At 58.5% G+C, this 16,434-nt stretch carries 12 protein-coding genes and 1 pseudogene; 4 read left to right on the forward strand and 9 right to left on the reverse strand.

From position 1 onward, the window contains the following. Window positions 1–1,000: 1,000 nt before the first annotated feature. Together ACVW17_RS16405 and ACVW17_RS16410 are read left to right on the forward strand one after the other, a co-directional pair. Complete coding sequence (locus ACVW17_RS16405) at window positions 1,001–1,153, forward strand: hypothetical protein (RefSeq protein WP_456797565.1); 153 nt, start codon at window positions 1,001–1,003, stop codon at window positions 1,151–1,153. Window positions 1,154–1,203: 50 nt separating this feature from the next. Further along, on the forward strand, window positions 1,204–2,013 hold the full coding sequence (locus ACVW17_RS16410; RefSeq protein WP_456797566.1) for a LuxR family transcriptional regulator: 810 nt from the start codon (window positions 1,204–1,206) through the stop codon (window positions 2,011–2,013). 322 nt (window positions 2,014–2,335) lie between these two features. Here the strand turns inward: ACVW17_RS16410 and ACVW17_RS16415 are convergent, their stop codons facing one another. From ACVW17_RS16415 to nodD1, 9 genes and pseudogenes are all read right to left on the reverse strand, one after another. Further along, window positions 2,336–3,061, reverse strand: coding sequence for an outer membrane protein (locus ACVW17_RS16415; RefSeq protein WP_456797567.1), 726 nt, complete (start codon window positions 3,059–3,061; stop codon window positions 2,336–2,338). 1,675 nt (window positions 3,062–4,736) lie between these two features. Continuing rightward, on the reverse strand, window positions 4,737–5,111 hold the full coding sequence (locus tag ACVW17_RS16420; RefSeq protein ID WP_456797568.1) for a NolY: 375 nt from the start codon (window positions 5,109–5,111) through the stop codon (window positions 4,737–4,739). A 1,119-nt stretch (window positions 5,112–6,230) separates the two neighbouring features. After that, complete coding sequence (locus tag ACVW17_RS16425; RefSeq protein ID WP_456797569.1) at window positions 6,231–7,259, reverse strand: LLM class flavin-dependent oxidoreductase; 1,029 nt, start codon at window positions 7,257–7,259, stop codon at window positions 6,231–6,233. 167 nt (window positions 7,260–7,426) lie between these two features. Continuing rightward, a pseudogene (locus ACVW17_RS16430) lies at window positions 7,427–7,684 on the reverse strand (transposase); the annotation flags it as partial. A 60-nt stretch (window positions 7,685–7,744) separates the two neighbouring features. Next, window positions 7,745–8,020: a hypothetical protein gene (locus tag ACVW17_RS16435; RefSeq protein WP_456797570.1), complete on the reverse strand. Its 276-nt coding sequence runs from the start codon at window positions 8,018–8,020 to the stop codon at window positions 7,745–7,747. Window positions 8,021–8,606: 586 nt separating this feature from the next. Continuing rightward, window positions 8,607–9,719, reverse strand: a complete 1,113-nt coding sequence (locus tag ACVW17_RS16440; RefSeq protein WP_456797571.1) for a branched-chain amino acid ABC transporter substrate-binding protein — start codon at window positions 9,717–9,719, stop codon at window positions 8,607–8,609. 345 nt (window positions 9,720–10,064) lie between these two features. Next, window positions 10,065–10,778, reverse strand: a complete 714-nt coding sequence (locus ACVW17_RS16445; RefSeq protein ID WP_456798970.1) for a MerR family transcriptional regulator — start codon at window positions 10,776–10,778, stop codon at window positions 10,065–10,067. Between the two features lie 925 nt (window positions 10,779–11,703). Next, a complete protein-coding gene (nodD2, locus tag ACVW17_RS16450) occupies window positions 11,704–12,699 on the reverse strand; it encodes a transcriptional regulator NodD2 (protein ID WP_456797572.1) in 996 nt (331 codons plus the stop codon). 638 nt (window positions 12,700–13,337) lie between these two features. Next, on the reverse strand, window positions 13,338–14,282 hold the full coding sequence (gene nodD1, locus ACVW17_RS16455; RefSeq protein ID WP_456797573.1) for a transcriptional regulator NodD1: 945 nt from the start codon (window positions 14,280–14,282) through the stop codon (window positions 13,338–13,340). A gap of 848 nt (window positions 14,283–15,130) precedes the next feature. Here nodD1 and ACVW17_RS16460 point away from each other — a divergent pair. Both ACVW17_RS16460 and nodB read left to right on the forward strand, forming a co-directional pair. Continuing rightward, window positions 15,131–15,763 (forward strand): NodA family N-acyltransferase, encoded by a 633-nt coding sequence (locus tag ACVW17_RS16460; protein WP_456797574.1) that lies wholly within the window; start codon window positions 15,131–15,133, stop codon window positions 15,761–15,763. Further along, window positions 15,760–16,419, forward strand: coding sequence for a chitooligosaccharide deacetylase NodB (nodB, locus tag ACVW17_RS16465; protein ID WP_456752837.1), 660 nt, complete (start codon window positions 15,760–15,762; stop codon window positions 16,417–16,419). The genes ACVW17_RS16460 and nodB overlap by 4 nt, the downstream gene beginning before the upstream one ends. Window positions 16,420–16,434: the final 15 nt, after the last annotated feature.

Raw genomic sequence — 16,434 nt, forward strand, 5'->3', positions numbered from 1 at the left:
GCTGCACCTGTCACGTCGTCTGACCTGCTTTTTCGTCATCGCTGATCGGCCACTCGCCGTGTTTTCCTACCGGTGTGTTGACGCTGCGCTGAGCGCATTGACGAGTTTAAAGCCAAGAGCGTCTCGGGACGGCTGTGGTGAGAGCTATAGTTTTCTTGATCCAAATCAACTGGTGCCGGGGCTCGCGCAAATGCTCTGTCGGATGTCCTCCCGATGTCATGATCGCTTCAATGCGAGATAACGCAGCGCCGCCCGCTCTTTCAAGCCGGTGATTCCGCGGTTGGATTCTGAAATCCAAATGTTGGTATGGCACTTGCTGGTCCGGACCCAGGTCCTCTCCGATGGAGATGCGCATGCAAAGTGTCCGCTGCATCAAGCAGCTCTCGTGGCTTAGCGTATCTCCCGTTGCGCCCCTGACGTGGTTGCAATTTGTCCCTTCGATCTATTCGCGCCGAACCTACGCGACCGAGCCTCTCAGAGGCCGTCCGCTGATGCTGGGAAACCACCTTTTGCGACGGCTGCTGCGTGTTGCTCATCGCCCGCACCCTCGACGTCGTGGACGAACGAAGGACCGGCCGAGGAAAAGCGATGCCAACAACGCGCAGGACGGGGAAGAGAAATGATGCCCTTGTCATCTCCGTCGGCAAGCAGAGCATCGGCGGTGTCGCCACGCAGGTCGAAGCCAGAGCCGCCGAGCGGGCTCGCGTGCTCTAGCTCGCTTGGCTCGCGAAGTTCAGCATCTAGGGTCTGCCCGCGCTCGCCGTCAGGCCGCAGCGAAGCCTCACTCGAGCCGGACATAGCTCTTGCACAATCGAATCTTATTTATGCTGACGTCGCAGCGGGTCGGGCTTGGTGGCTCGTACCGCCGACTGAACCGTTAGGAGAGCCGCCCGACCGCCCCCAAGCCGTAGCGCCCGCACGCCCGCCAAACCGGCGCTCCGACCTTCCGCCACTGGCGGTTCAGCAGGTCAATTGTGCATCGCGAACGCAGACTATCAACATGGCCGTCTCTGGCGTGATTTTCAATCCGTCGGCGCGTGGCCTGCGAGCCGGGCAGATCATATTGAATGACGTGAGCGCCATGGTGTGTGTCGTGCTGTTCGATCACGTCACCGAAGTGGGCGTAGCGCACCGAATTCGGGATGGCATCTGAGGCAGCATGCGCTCCAGACTTCACTAAGAGCAAGCCGGGGAATTCAGGTCATGGAACGGAACTTGACTCCGCCTGAAACAACCACAATTGAAAGCAGCGACAGCGACCTGGATCGGCGTCCTGAGCCGCCCGTTACGGACCTGTTTAGCTTTACTGAATGCGCAAACCAGACGCATTCGCTCAGAGCGCTGTTCGAGCTTCTTGTCAGCTGCGCCACCGAGGAGGGCTTCAGTGAAGTTGCTTACGGCGCCCTCAATTTCGTCGAGCCGCTTCGCCTGGCGGAGTATCCACCCCCGACCGTGGCCGTGAAATGGCCGTCAGACTGGTGCGAGCGATACTTCAAACGCAAGTACCACACCATCGATCCGGTGGTCCGGCGGACGCCGATGCTTTCCAGGCCGTTTTTATGGGATCAACTGGCCGACCGCTGTCGTCTTCAACCTGACGAGAGACGCGTACTGGACGAAGCCAGAGAGGCGGGCCTGAAGCATGGCATGAGCGTGCCGTTGTTTGGGCCGCTGGGCCGAGTATCTGTGGTGTCGTTTGCATCTCCGTCGGACGACGCCGATCCTCAGGATCGCATCGGTCATCTCAATGCATTGGCCTGGCACTTTCACACCGCCTATGGCGACATCGCGCGTCCCCGCAACGATGGCGGTGAGAAGAAAGTGGCACTATCGCAGCGGGAGATCAGCTGCATGCGATGGGTCGTGGAAGGAAAATCATCGTGGGAAATCGGGATGATCCTGGAAATCAGCGAGAATACGGTCAATTTTCATATCAAGAATGCGATACGAAAGCTGGGCGCCACCAACCGGATCCAGGCGATCGTCCTGGCAACACGCCTCAATGTTCTTTGAATTCCCAACTCGCTTGAGCAAGCACCGGCCGGCTTAAGAATTGTTGCCGCAGCTTCCGGCAAACCTCAGCTGCGCATTATTTATCGAAATTACGCACACGACGCTCTGTTCAGGCCCGGCTTCGGATTATGAAGCTCGACAACCATCGGCGTGTCGGATCGTGAGTTGGACCGCCGGCCTTGGAGCTCCAGTAACCTTGTGACTTCCAGCATGATCTGGTTCCGACCGCCCGCGAGGTATCGATGGATGCGACACGAGCGCTTGAAGAAGGAACCCCGACCGACGGTCGGGGTTCTGATTGACCGCAAGCGCGTGAAGGCCGCTATCGACCAAACGCCGGGCCAAATTTGTAATTGAGCCGCGCTGTGATGAGATCGACGTCCTGGTGGACGCGATCACCGCCAACCGCTGTTGGAAAGGTTACGTTGCTGCCCTGCATGAACAAATGGTCATACTCGACGCCAGCCGACCAGCTCGGAGTGAGGCTGACTTCGATACCGGCACCGAGGGCGCCACCCCAACGCACATCGTTGTTTCTGGCAATTTCGGTCCCAGTAGCCACCGAGTTGACGTGATAAGTGTTGCTGGTCACCGCAGCACCGCCCTTGACATAGAGCAGCACGGCATCGAATGCATAGCCGACATGGCCGGTCAGCAAGCCGAAAGCATCTGTCTTGGTGCCAATGATGTCTGCCGGGAAGGCGGTGCTGACATTGGAGCCGCTGAAGTCGGCCCAGTTGCCTTGACCTTCAATGCCGTAGACCGTTTTGAAGATCTGCCAGCGATAACCGATCTGGCCGCCGACGGTAGCACCAGTCGAATTATGGCAACCCTCGGGAGTGATGGCATTGAAGTCCCAGCAATTCTGGCTCGATCCCCAGCCGCCATTGATGCCGATGTAATAGCCGGACCAGTCATTGATTGTGGCTACGAGCGGCGCCGGTGCCGCCTTGATGTTAACAGGCTGCGCGGCGAAGTCCGCGCCAAATGCGGGAGCGGCGGCAGTGAGTGCGCCGATGCTTGCAGTCAGAATCAGCAAAGTCTTCATTCGAGTGTCGTTCCTTTTGATACCGCCCGGCGCGATGCGTCTTAACAAGATCATCGCGAATTGCTGTTAACTGCGGCACCACATCGTTTCGGAAGAAATGAGCTGAATCGAACGCTGCGTCAGATTGTGGAGCTGGGAAACCATCGCAATGCATAGACCTGATCAAGATGCTTCGAACGGAAAGGTACAAACAGTGGGCGAAGTCATCTGCGGACTAAGCAGCGCTCCATGAACAGAAAGCGATGAATCGCCGAGCGTCTCCTTTCCAGAAAACGATTTGCTGATGATGGCCTGCGGTGCGACGCAGCCCGTCTGGCGACGAACTCGCATTGCCGTTGACGGTCTCGCGACCGTCTACGATCATGGCTCTGGCTGACTGGTATCTCAGGAGCTTCGTACCGGAACCGTTAGCCGAGGGCGCGGTTCAGCGAAGCGGAATGGTCTGGGAAGACTCGACCGCGATATATATCGAGATAGCTCACATGCCGCTCGGGATCAGGGAGAACTGTAGCGTTGCCGCTCGGTTCCTAGTGGAGTGGGAGCAACCTTACTGTTTGGTCGAAATGCCAATTCTGCGCGCAAGTTGCGTATCGCCTCGTTTGCCAAATGCAAGGCGTTCCGTTCGCCATTCCTTATCGAACACTCCAGGGAAGCTCGCAAGCGACTATGAAGCACTGCCTTGTGATTATGCGCCAGGAGCGGGTCCTTCTCGACAAAGCGCCACGCCTTATCAAATGCGGCGCTTGCGAGAACCTCTGGCGATTCCACTTGCTCGGATGAGATCAGAGTCATCTCAAACTCCCGCGATATCCTGAACATAAAGAAGTAACTTGTTCAAAGCACCGAGCGCCCGTGATCGATCCAGCTGGCAAGGGTTGGACCCCTAGGCGGGCTCGCGTGCGAGCTGATCTCGGCGCCGCAAGGGAATTCATATAGATGCTTGGTGAAGCGCGGATGACCTAACGCGGTGGTGCGCTTCAATTCGAATGATTCTGATTCATTTGAAGGCGAGCATGCTATTGTCGCTCGCTTCTCTGCCGCTTGCCCGCATCACCTGCTGTCAGTAGCGGCTCGTCCAAGAAATCAGGAGAACGGCCCGGACCGATCCACGCAACAGTCGTTGCTGAAAAAAGGCCGTTCACCACATGTTTTTCCGCAACCTCGAGCTAAGAAGCGCTAGAACCCGAGTATTGTCCGTTTTGTACAATGGCCGTTTTGTAAGATGTCATCTTCTAAGTGCTGGATGCGTTCTGGACAGGACTTGTTGCTTTGCGACATATGTCGGCGATGTAGCCGTCGTTCTTCTGTTCAACCACAGACGGCGTCACATGCGTTGCGTTCATTCGTTATCCGCCGTGGAGCTGGCTGCGGCATATAGAATATTATAGCTATGAAATACTTGATACAGGAAAAGCCCAGCTGAGCTCGAGGAGCAACCGGGTCCTTTCCCCAGCAAGATCGCTTGGTGCGACGGCATCCGTTCGAATCCGGCAACGGTCCTGACGGCTGCAAACGGAAAAAGCGTGGCGGCGCCTCGCTCCGCGAGACCAAAAGTAAATCCAATCTGAGGCTTGCTGCGGTGCTGGGTACGTTGAACCGCAGCACGCCGTTGTTGTCCCAACTCTGATCGGGCCCTGAGCGCGCCGTCAACCGACGGAAAAGTCGAAATAGAACCTCACTCCGCCGCACGCGAGAGAATCAGGATGGCGATCTTTATCCGGTTGGCAGGAGTGCGCAGAGCTTCTGGCAAGGCCGCCACCGCTTGATCGAAAAGGCGTCCCAAAATCTGAAGGTCCTCTGGATGATAGACGCCGCGGTCTCGGGGTGTCCGCGCTGCCTGCCCGCCGCCAATGCAGCCGCTGACCCTCGCATCGGCGAGCTGACCGAGGGCGAGCTCCGCATTTATCATTTCGTTTGTGTGTGCATTAAGCAGTCTGATCGCTTCTAACTCCTTACCGTCCTCGCTGACGAGGGCGGTCACGATGTCCAGTTGCAGCTCGATGCGGTTCGTCAGGTCTTCTATGCGTGAATTGGAAGGGTCAAGTTCCACGGTGTTGCTCCAGAGTAATTAAAAGCAGGGTAGGCTGAGTAAAGTGGTACGTCGTTTGTCCCGTAAGGTCCGCAGGTGCGCGGCTAGAACGGGTTGCGCCAGCAGAACGTGTCCATGCGAGCGTTCAGGCGCGAGCGGTGCATGAGATGAGATGACCACGGTACAAGTCTGCAGGACGCGAGTAAGGGGTCCCGGTGCCGAGCAGCACTCAACCGGCGAGCGCAGTAAGGATCGCCAAAGGCAACTTAGTGGATCGCGCAGTGATACTGTGTGGCCGATCCTGCTACACAAATCGAGTGCAATGCTTCGTCGTGGCCTGAGAATATGTGTCTCGCAAATTGGGCGGTCAGATCGCTGACGGCTCTGTATCGTCTGCGAGCCGTCACAGCGCCAGGTTGATCGCGCGGGCAGGAGGTTCAGGGCGATAGGTCCGGTTCGCCTTGGCTGCGAGCGCAGGCCGCCTGTCGGAATTCTAGCCGGCGCACGCATGGACCCCAGCCCTTAAGCGTATATGAGAGCCAATGTCGCGGGACGCCTTTAGCATGATGACAATGAGGTCGGCGACTAAGCGGTAGATCGCGTGTGAGAGGTTGCGATGTGCCATCCAGCCGAAAGTGGGCGGATGCCGGGATTTGCGAGCTGAGGGAATGTCGTTGGGGATGCAGACATGGGCGGATGGAGTCGCCCTGCAACCATGCTCGAAGCAAAATGGTTTCATTGTCACACGTGATTCGCGAAGCTTTCCGGAAACCGGCGACCGACTATGGGACATTTGGTTAAAACCGGTAAAATCGAAAGTTTTGATGGGATGCATCCAACCCGCGGATAGCGCCCTTGATCGAAGCGGATCTGTTCTTCGATGACGCACAATGCCAACCGCATGCGAATCGGGCCGGCTTGTCATGTCGTCGCTCCTCGAAGCCGGTTAACGTCACCTCCGACGATACCGGTAGACAGACCGCTATGACTGCTGATCGATGCGATCGTGTCCTCATCGCTCTGTGGATTTCCTGCCGATCAAGGCAGAGGCTCTGAATTCGCCCGTTCCGCAGGACCGCCGATCATGGATGCAGGTCGCGAAGCGCAGCTCCTCTGGTTGCCAAGCTCGGATAGTGATTGTCAGCCACAGCTAGCGATGATTTCAGATCTGATTGCGGTTGCGGTGTATAGAGAAGCTTCCAATGGAAGGTTCCCGAAGGCAAGCTGGCAAAGTAGGTAGTTGGCACCTGCTTCGTCCATCTGGCTAAGAAGGAGTCGTCGGACGGAAGCTGGCGTTCCGACGACGCATAATTCGCTATCGAGCGCTGCATCGAAGGTCAGCGGTAGGGCAGATGGCGTCGGAATGGCATTCAGCTCGTAAGCGAATTTGAAGGTCTCGAGCCATCGTTGATAAGCCGTTTCCGCCGCCGCATGGGCGTCCCGGTCGGACTGCGCGATCACGACCATGCGGAGTAGGCCAAGAAACGGCTCCCGATCGCCCGGGGGCGCAATGCGCGCTCGCTGGGAACGGAACGCATCCGTAATGTTTCGGACAGCTGAGGAGCGGCCCAGACACGCCAGATTGGCGCCATTTGCTGCAGCCCACTCTGCCGACTCCGTCCGATTGCTCGTGATCCAGGTCGGCGGATGCGGATGCTGGTGAGGTCTCATCGTCAAAGGTATCTCGCTGAGCTCAAAGAAGCGTCCGTGATAGGATAGCCGGTGCCCCTTCAGCGCGGCATTTAGGATTTTGCTGGCTTCCTCGTAGCGTTCTGGCGCCGCGTCCGCGCTGATGCCGAAATAGCCCCATTCGGCCGGCAGCGAACCGCGTCCGATACCGAGTTCAAGCCTGCCGCCGCTCAATTGGTCAAGCATGCAGATCTCTTCGAAAGCGCGCAAAGGATGATAGAGATTGAGCAACAGGACCAGCGGACCGACGCGGAGCCTCCGAGTGCGTTGCGCGACGCTAGATAAAAAAAGATTTGGCGACGGCCCTCTCGCATGTGGTGTGCAATGGTGCTCGGCCAGATGATACGCGTAGAAGCCCAGGGAATCGCAGACCTCCGCCAACTTGAGGCGATCTTCGTATTGTCGCGCGATATCCCGGCCGTCGTCGTCCAAATGGTCGAAGATTCCGCACGTCAGTTTTGAAGGAGGGCTGCTCTTCACTTGATCATCTCCGCTTTCAGAACAGGAGTCCCGGGTTGCCCGATGCCATCTTGCTCAAGGATGGCTTCTCCGGTAATTGACTGCTCTTGATCTGCTCGCTGTCGTATGGTGGCCCGGGGCTTGCACGAGGTGATTGGGTCTGAGGATCGCCAGAGCCCTGACCACTACTTTGGCAGGAGCTCGCGAAGCGCCGCCACACCGAGCATGTGCTCGACGAGAAGCATCTTTAGCTTCGCGTTCTCCTCTTCCAGGGCGTTCAATCGCTTGGCCGCGGAAATGTCCATTCCGCCAAACCTGGCTTTCCAATTGTAGATCGCCGCTTCAGAGGTCCGGTGTCTGCGAGCGACGTCGGCCGCCTTCGCACCAGCCTCATGCTCCTTCAATATCGCGATGATCTGCTCTTCCGTGAACCTTGATCGCTTCATTTGTCCGCCCCTCTTGCGGCAGGAGTTGCTCGCCAGCTGGAGCAAATGCCCAATGAGAGGTCACCTGCCGCGCACCAGGGCGAAGCCTGGGTCGGAAGGTGCTCCAGAAGGCTCGAGCTCAATGAAGTCTGCTGCAACTTTCCGTCTTTCAGGCCCGATAGGCCGAAGGTTGTCCTTGAACACGAAACGGCGCCCAAAGATGCGGACGCCGATGGCTTGGCGGATCGCATTGACGCTGAAAATATTCCGGGCCGCGCGAATCTCGCCGGTTTGCAGCTCGCTGCGGGCGGCTTGGCGGCTCGCCTCCAGGTGGATCCGCTCCTTGCAGACCGGCATTGCTGTGCAAGGGCAACACCAGGCCTCCGACTGAGGCGGCGGCTAACGACAATGGGGTCTCATTGACGACAGGTTTGACGCAAGTCTCGTGAAGAGGGGGTTGGCCGCAAGGCCAATTGGTCGTTTTGTCGTGCGCAGTTCGCGCTGTTTCGCGCGGCGCGGCAATGGCCATGGGTTGCAGCGCGCAAGTGCATTTCTCAGCGTGCGCGCTCGATAGCGCAAATTGTCCCTGCAAAGCGAATTTCATAGCTAGGTTCTGCGACTGAACCGTCTTTCGCCTAGCCGCCGCAGAAGCCATCGAAGGCTTGTTTGAGGAAGATGCGGCGAACCAAAGAGAGCAAGCATCGAACTGATCGAAACTAGCAACACCGAGGGTTGGCACGGGTACTATTTGTCTATCATCTGCCGTAACTCATCTGCCTGCGGATCGACGTCAGGTAGCTGTGCGAGCGCCGCAGCGAGCGCAAAAAATGCTCCGAAAGCCGCGAGTACAAGAGAGCACCCGAGTATCGCCGCGCCAAGGTCGTCAGGGTGTCTCATCATCTGTGTCCCGGGTTGAATTGTGGGAGGCTACGCATCGCCCCGATCAGTTCTGTTCGACGGCTTCAACATGCCCGTCGCGCCAACGGTAAACGAGAAAGCCAGGGGCTGCGTTATCTCCCTTGGAATCAAACAGAACTGGGCCGACTACGGTATCGGTCGGGCGCGAACGAAGGGCGTCCGCGACCCGTCGAGCATCGAACGAGCCGGCCCGCTTCACCGCCTCTGCCCATGCTTGGACGGCGGCATAGGCGTAAAGCGTGTAGCCCTCGGCCGAGAGGTTGGCAGCTTTGAGTGTGGCCGCGATGCCTGCCGCGTTGGCCTTCTTGGTAGGGTCGTCCATGAAGGTGAACAACGTGCCATTTCCGGCACTGCTGGTAATGGCCCAGAATTCAGAGGTCATCAGCGGATCGTTCGCCATGATGGTGAGGCCGGCACCCGCTTCCGATGCCTGGCGCACGATCAGTCCAATTTCGGCATGGTATCCGCCGATATAGGCGACCCGTACCCCGTCCTTCTTCATTCTTGAGATTAGTGCAGCATAGTCCTTCTCACCCGCCACATAGCTTTGTCGAATGACGGACTCACCTGACCTCTGAAGCTGTGCCGCGACCACGTCGGCAATGCCCTTGCCCGCCGTGCTCTTGTCATCGAGCACTGCGATCGTCTCGTTACGGTAGTTTTTGTGAATGTACTCAGCTGCAACGAGCCCCTGTTGGTCGTCTCGGCCGCAGATCCGAAATACCGTCTTAAGACCGCGTTCCGTCAGCTGAGGATTTGTCGAACCAGGTGACATTTGAAGGATGCCCGCTTCGTCGTAGACATCGGAGGCTGGAATCGACGAAGAAGAACAAAAATGACCAATGACCAGCCGTGCGCGGTCTGCTGCGAGCTTGTTCGCGACTGCGACAGCTTGCTTGGGATCACATGCGTCGTCGACGACCGTCAATATAAGCTTGCTATCTGGAAGTTGGCCCGATGCGTTCAAGGCCTCGACGGCGGCAGCCGCTCCATTGCGCATTTGTGCGCCAAATGCGGCGCTGCTTCCGCTCATGGGACCAGCCACGGCGATATTGACGTCGGAGGCGCGCGTGGTCGGGCCGAGAGCGCTGAAGAGCAGTGCTGCACTTGCAGCCAAAGCGTAGCGCCTACCCAACATTGTAGAGCTCCAATGTTCACCTGAAGTGAGCCGCCTGCGTTGGCGGTCCGACTTGTCTCCGGACGACGATGCGGTTGCTGCTGCCGAGCGAAGTCGTGCGCGTCAGCTCGGCCACACCGCAACCAGAGCCTACAATGTGACGTTACGTGCGGTTCAAGCTCTTTTTGAGGATGCGTCTGACCATGGCCTCGATGGGGGCTCTTGGGGCCAGGCGCGAAGAGTTTTCTGATTCAGCCGCGCACTCGGCTGCCGCGCCTGGAGCTCGTGCTACGAGGCGTCGTCGGCTCTCATCCCGAAGGCCAAAGACCGAGGGACAATTCCGCGCGCGTGCCTGCGCCAGGCTCGTCAGTACGGCTGATCTTCCAAGCCGGCAAGGGCGAGATCGAGATACTGCATGAGACTGGGGTCCCAACCCGCGAGACTGCGCGGGGCACTCAACCGCGCAAGGACCTTGAGGATCGTGGAAACGCGTGAATCAGCCCCGGCGATTTCGCCGATTAGCAACCGCGCCGCGACTGCGACAGCCTTTGCTCGCTCACCGCAGGGGTGTTCGCCTCTATCCAAGCAATCGCGCAGATCGTCGCGAATCCGCCACCACCTCTCGTCGCGCTCGGCGGCCAGCTTACAGGTGCATCGCGAGGTTTGACTACGCGTCTCAACCCGCGACATGGCGACTAAGGTGGCAGGCAGCTCGTCTACACTGACCTGGATTTCGCTGTCCGTCGTCATGTCACGTAAACGATCTCGCAACAGGGTTGCTCGAGCGACTTGAAGTTCGATTCGCTCCAAATGTTTGCGCAGCAGATCAATCAGTGAAGTCGTGCCCTCCATAGCCTTGCGGATCTCATGAAGGGAGAAGCCAAGCTCACGTAGCGCTCGAATCTGATGAACCCGTTGAACGCTTTCGCGATCGTACATCCGATGACCGCCGTCAGTCCGTTCTGATGCGGCTAGCAGTCCCGTATGTTCATAATGATGCAGCGTGCGTACCGTCACTCCGGTCGCCTCTGCAAGTTCGCCAATGCGCCATCGACGCCTACGTGGTGTAGCTTTGCTCATGTTGTTCAATTTCAAAGCCTACAACCTGACGTCACGTGTGATTCAAGCTATTTCAAAGCTCTAGCTGGATCGTCTTCTATTCCAGCGTAAGAGATGGTGACTATCCTTAGAATGGCTGGCGATCAACCCTGAGGGGAAATGGTGGTCAACAAGTTCGTCAGGCATGCCAGCCCAGAATCGCCGATCGCTGCACGCTCCAAGATGAGTCTGGCTACCGCAGCGCGATTTTCAGAAGTTCGCATCGATGGCGGTAACGCGGCGATTGCGCTGTCAAAGAGGCGTCCCAAGACAGAAAGTTCTTCCGGATCGAATACGCCGCTGCACTGTTCCAACGTTCAGCTCCTTGTTGTCATTGCGCCAGAGCAGCGCACGTCGTCAAGACGTTTGGCCGCGGTAGGGCGAAAAGAAGTCAGACCGGCGGCGCAGAGCAATGAAGATGCGATGCACTTTAAGGTGATGCGACAGGGCAACACAGGTGCGCGGTGCTCTAGAATCGCACGAGCGAATCTCGCCACCTCCGTAACCGGTCGGTGTGAGAGCTCTGCGGCTCGGCGAAAACGAAATCGGCCGCGCGCGTCAAGAGAGCTGCTAGCTTTGAGAGTAGACGGCGAACTCCGAGCCGATCTCAGTCATCTATATATAACTGCCAGGCGAGACAGTGTTGTGTTGCGCCTGGCTTGAGCGAGTGTCAGGCGTATGGTGCTTCGTCTCTGATGCGCGTCCCTCTCAGAAACATGCGACGGGCGGCTTGATCCATCGCCCGCATGTCGGTTGCGATACTCATGTGCAGGCCTCACGACAGCGTCGTGATGGCGGCTCAGCCGGCGAAGCCGCGGGACTTTCATGAGCAAAGAATGGATGTCGGCAGAGAAGTCCAAATCGGCAGCTGCCGAAACATGCGTAAACTCGGTAGGCTGCAAAGGTCCTACGACAACCGCGAGGCAGCTTTCGCCAAGCGTCCGTCGGTTTCCGCTTGTCCCGAGGCCGAGGTCATTGAGCACTCGTCAGGTACAGATGTCATGCGAGCCGCCTCCTGCAACAATATCTCTCGCATCCAGATGCTCTCCGGATCGCTGTTGTGGAGGACGGGCCATTGGACCGCCTCGGTGAAGGTGGGGAATGACTGCGGAAGCTCGGCAATCCGAAGGGGGGCCATCTTTTCGAAATGCTTAACGAGCCTGAATGGCATGGTCCCTATGCGGCTCGTGCCCTCCAGCATGGGCGGGATCATACCGTAGCTCTGCACGAAAACGTCGATGCGTCGGTTGAGGGCGCGATCGAGCAAAAAGCACTCCTCGATGGGAGGTTTGCGCGCAACTCCGACCTTAACCGCAACGTGCCCCATTGACATATATCGGTCGAATGTAAGCCGTCGCTGCAGCAGGCCGTTCGTGCTGCAGCCAACGCACACCAGCCTCTCCTCGAACAGGGCTATCCGTGGGTGCGCGCTGGACATGAATAGTTCCGGAAGGATAACAAAATCAACCTCGCCGCGCCGAAGAAGCTCATCGTGCTCATCAGTGAGCGCCACCAGTTCGAAGCTGACGGCAGGGGCCTCTCGTGCGACCCGCTCTACGACATGTCGGAAGAAGACGACCGTCATGAAGTCAGAAAGGCCGATCCTGAATTGCCGGGTCGATTGCGCCGGATCGAACGCGTCTCGGGCGATGATGGAGAGTTGGATGTGCATCAGAGCTTCGCGAACGGGAGCCGCCAGTCCTTCTGCGCGTGCGGTAGGGACAAGTTCCCGGCCCCTCATTGCAAACAGCTCATCGCGGAAATAGGAGCGCAGCCGAGCCACCGCTGCGCTCATGGCTGGCTGGCTGAGGTTAATTTTGCGTGCCGCTGCGGTAAGGCTGCGCTCAGCCATAAGAGCATCGAGGGCAACGAGAAGATTCAGATCCAGGCCTTTGAAGCGCATATCCAATTATCCGACGCGATCGTCTTTACGGTGCATACAATGAGCGGCCACGGCTGCATCTGAAGAGGCAGCACTGGTTCGCCCGAATCAACTTCGTTCGTCTGGCGCGATCGCGCAAAGAAAGCTCGCGGATCATCACAGAGTGGCCGGCAGGGCGACCGGGGCACCGACCTACCTCTGGACTCGTCGGGCGGCAGCCTGATCGAGCTCCGTCGATCCTGGGCCACACTGACAACTCGGCCTGGTCGAGTTGTCAGTGACAGACCAGCCGAAGTGGCTATCGCGTATATTCGTGAGTTCGCCCGATGCAACCCATTAACGTCCACCAGCGCAGCGTTGGTCAGGAGGCGAAGCTACAACCTGACGCAGTGTCGGATTCAAGCAGTTAAATTGGCCTCGTCAAATATCATGGTACCCGACGAAGTGGGTCCTTCCGCGACGGTGCCGGATCGTGCCCGCGGTACACGCGTACTAAACGACATTTTTCGAGAATCATGACGTGCGCGAGCCGCAAGCCCATTGCCGGCTCGCGCGCGCACTTTGCCAATGGCTGTACGTGACATTGAAATGAGAAAGCCGGAAAGCCCGCCGAATGATCGTGTATGATTGTTTTAACTGCGGGGGGGCTGGTGGTGAAGCTAGCTGCGCCTGCGCGCTGTGGGTTCCCAACCCCCAGATGCCATGTTGGATGCCTCCTCCAGCAAGATTCGCCGCATCCAGATGCTCGCCGGATCGGTATTGTGGAACGCAGGCCACTGCACTGCCTCGGTGAATGAAGGCAGGGGAAGCGGTGGCTCCACGATCCGCAAGGGCATTCGCTTTTCGAAATGTCTGGCAAGACGTAACGGCATTGTCCCTATACGGCCCGTATCCAGCAATATGGGCGGAATAAGGCTGAAGCCCTGCACAACAACCTCGATCCGTCTTTTCAAGCCGTGCTCGAGCAAAAACCATTCTTCGAGGTTGGGCCTCAGCGCCCGTCCGAACTTGGCAGCAACGTGCCCCATTGAATTGTATTTCTCGAAAGTAAGTGGCCGTGATAGCTGCTTGTTCGTGCGGCATCCCACGCACACGAGGGTCTCTTCGAATAGCGTCGCCTTCGGATGCGAACTCGACATGAACAGTTCCGGCAGAATAAGGAAGTCGACCTCGCCGCGGCGGAGCAGCTCACCAGGCTCATCGGAAAATGGCAGCAATTCGAAACGCACCGCGGGCGCCTCCTGCGCGATACGATCGACAATCCGCCGAAAAAAAACGATGGTCATGAAATCGGAGAGAATGACCCTGAAGCGTCGGCTCGACTGAATCGGGTCGAATGCTTCACGAGAGATGATCGAGAGTTGGATGTGCAGCAGGGCCTCGCGAACGGGGCCTGCAAGCCCCTCGGCGCCGGGCGTCGGGACGAGCGCGCGACCCCTCATCGTAAACAATTCATCGCGAAAGTAGCTGCGCAGCCGCGCGATTGCGGCGCTCATAGCGGGCTGGCTGAGGTTAATTTTGCGTGCCGCCGCCGTGAGGTTGCGCTCGGTCATCAGAGCATCGAGCGCAACGAGAAGGTTTAGATCAAGTCCCTTGAACCGCATCTTGTGAGTCTATCCATCGTGTGGATGTGTTCTATCGAAACAATCGATTTTACCAAATTGCGGAATATTGGATAGCAAACATGAGTTTGGAAAATGAATTAGGCATACCACGATGGCTGCTGGTCGCACGCGAGCTCGAAGACGAACTCCTGGACGTGCGAGCGGCCACCGAATCGGTGCGAGCAGTGGGTGTTGCTGCCGCATGCGAGTTGCGCCGCTTCTCTGTTCGATAAGCACGCGATGCGACGCCAGGCCGGTCCCGCTAAACCTTCGTATGTGCGTTTCATCCCTTTCCATATCGGGGGTTTACCCGCGTACACTTGAGGGCGTGCTCAGCCTCACCTTAGTGTCACGACCAATCGGCGTGCGCAGATTGCGGACGCCAAACAGTTCCGGCGACTGGCCAAATGGCGCGCCTGTCCATCGCAATTCAAGGCGTGTCGAAGATGCATAGGACCGAAGTTGATCTGGTGCCAGCCGGGCGGGCCCTCGATGAGGCCCCACGCATCGATGCCCAGCCCTCCGATATGGCCGCGCCGATCGTGATCCTGGACGCGGCGCAGCCTCTCCATCGTGCAGATAGGCTCTGGTCGATCCAACCCCCTCATTGGGATGTCCGGGAATTTGTCGACCATGGACTGGCCGGAACGACGCGCGTGAGCTGCGCGGTCGTATGGCCAGTGATGAGGCGGCATTCCGAGTCGCTCTGCTCCGGCGGGGTCTGCGAGGAGAGCCGAGGGCGGACGTCGTATCCCTTCGAAGTTCAGACTGATCACCGGCTCGGCAAATAGAGAGTTGATTACGTGACCATCTCCGCTCTCACCCACACTGGCGCAGGGAAGTCCGTCATGAATATTGCTGCATCCAGGACTGCGGAATCGCCTTCCCCGCGCACTCAAGTCCAGTGGAGCCGCCGCTGGGAACACGAGTTGCAGCTCGCCGATCATGCCGAGCTTGCCGACTTCTTCCGCAAGAGTTACGGGCCGACCGGCGCGTTCAATGCGCAGCCATTCGAAGGCAATCGGAGTTGGGCCGGTGCAAGGCCCGAAGTCCGGATAATCGGTCACGACGCGCGCGGCGTCGCGGCTCATGTCGGTCTATTACGCCGCTTCATCAAGATAGATGGCGTCGACCTTCTCGTGGGCGAACTCGGACTATATGCCGTACGTCCGGACCTTGAGGGGCTTGGAGTCAGCCACTCGATGCGGGTGATGCTTCCTGTGCTGCAGGAGCTTGGGGTGCCGTTCGGTTTTGGCACGGTCCGGCCCGCGCTTGAGAAGCATCTTACCAGGCTGGTCGGAAGGCAGGGGGCGGCAACCCTCTTGTCCGGGGTTCGTGTCCGTTCCACCCAGCCAGATGTCTACCCCAATTTGTCGCCGATCCGCGTCGAAGATGTGCTCGTGGTGGTGTTCCCGGTTGGACGCTCAATGGGCGAGTGGCCGGCCGGAACGATTATCGATCGCAACGGGCCCGAGCTGTGAACGAACTCATCCGCCAATCTGCTGCGCGGTGCGACTACGGCGGCGTCAGCGGAAGTCGCTCGGTCTACTTGACCTTCGACGATGGGCCCAACCCATTCTGCACGCCGGACGTGCTCGATGTGCTGACCCAACATCGGGTGCCGGCGACGTTCTTCGTGATCGGCATGTATGCGGCCGACCAGCCTGAACTCATTCGGCGAATGATCGCCGAAGGGCACGAGGTTGCAAACCACACGATGACGCATCCGGATCTGTCCAGATGCGAGCCGGCCGAGGTACACGATGAGGTGCTAACGGCAAGCAGGGCCATTCGATCGGCATGTCCGCAGGCGTTGCCCAGGCACGTGCGGGCCCCCTACGGCATATGGACCCAAGACGTGCTCGCTACCTCAGCCAAGGCAGGCCTCGCAGCTGTGCACTGGTCGGTCGATCCAAGAGATTGGTCACGTCCCGGGGTCGATCGCATCGTGAACTCGGTGCTGGCGGCCGTTCGCCCGGGCGCAATTGTGCTCCTGCACGACGGATATCCTCCGGATGAGGCGATATCGTGCACGGATGCCACGTCGCGTGATCAGACGGTGAGGGCGCTGTCATATCTGATTCCGGCACTGCAGCTGCGCGGGTTCGAAATCCATCCGCTTCCTCAACTTCACTGAAAAAATTGGCACCCC

This window comes from Bradyrhizobium sp. USDA 4473 (assembly GCF_054063335.1).

Bases quoted from the DNA above. Each gene is read 5' to 3' on its own strand.
- ACVW17_RS16405 (WP_456797565.1), top strand. From the start codon at position 1,001: ATGGCCGTCTCTGGCGTGATTTTCAATCCGTCGGCGCGTGGCCTGCGA.
- ACVW17_RS16410 (WP_456797566.1), top strand. From the start codon at position 1,204: ATGGAACGGAACTTGACTCCGCCTGAAACAACCACAATTGAAAGCAGC.
- ACVW17_RS16415 (WP_456797567.1), bottom strand. From the start codon at position 3,061: ATGAAGACTTTGCTGATTCTGACTGCAAGCATCGGCGCACTCACTGCC.
- ACVW17_RS16435 (WP_456797570.1), bottom strand. From the start codon at position 8,020: ATGCCGGTCTGCAAGGAGCGGATCCACCTGGAGGCGAGCCGCCAAGCC.
- ACVW17_RS16440 (WP_456797571.1), bottom strand. From the start codon at position 9,719: ATGTTGGGTAGGCGCTACGCTTTGGCTGCAAGTGCAGCACTGCTCTTC.
- ACVW17_RS16445 (WP_456798970.1), bottom strand. From the start codon at position 10,778: ATGAGCAAAGCTACACCACGTAGGCGTCGATGGCGCATTGGCGAACTT.
- nodD2 (WP_456797572.1), bottom strand. From the start codon at position 12,699: ATGCGCTTCAAAGGCCTGGATCTGAATCTTCTCGTTGCCCTCGATGCT.
- nodD1 (WP_456797573.1), bottom strand. From the start codon at position 14,282: ATGCGGTTCAAGGGACTTGATCTAAACCTTCTCGTTGCGCTCGATGCT.
- ACVW17_RS16460 (WP_456797574.1), top strand. From the start codon at position 15,131: ATGAATATTGCTGCATCCAGGACTGCGGAATCGCCTTCCCCGCGCACT.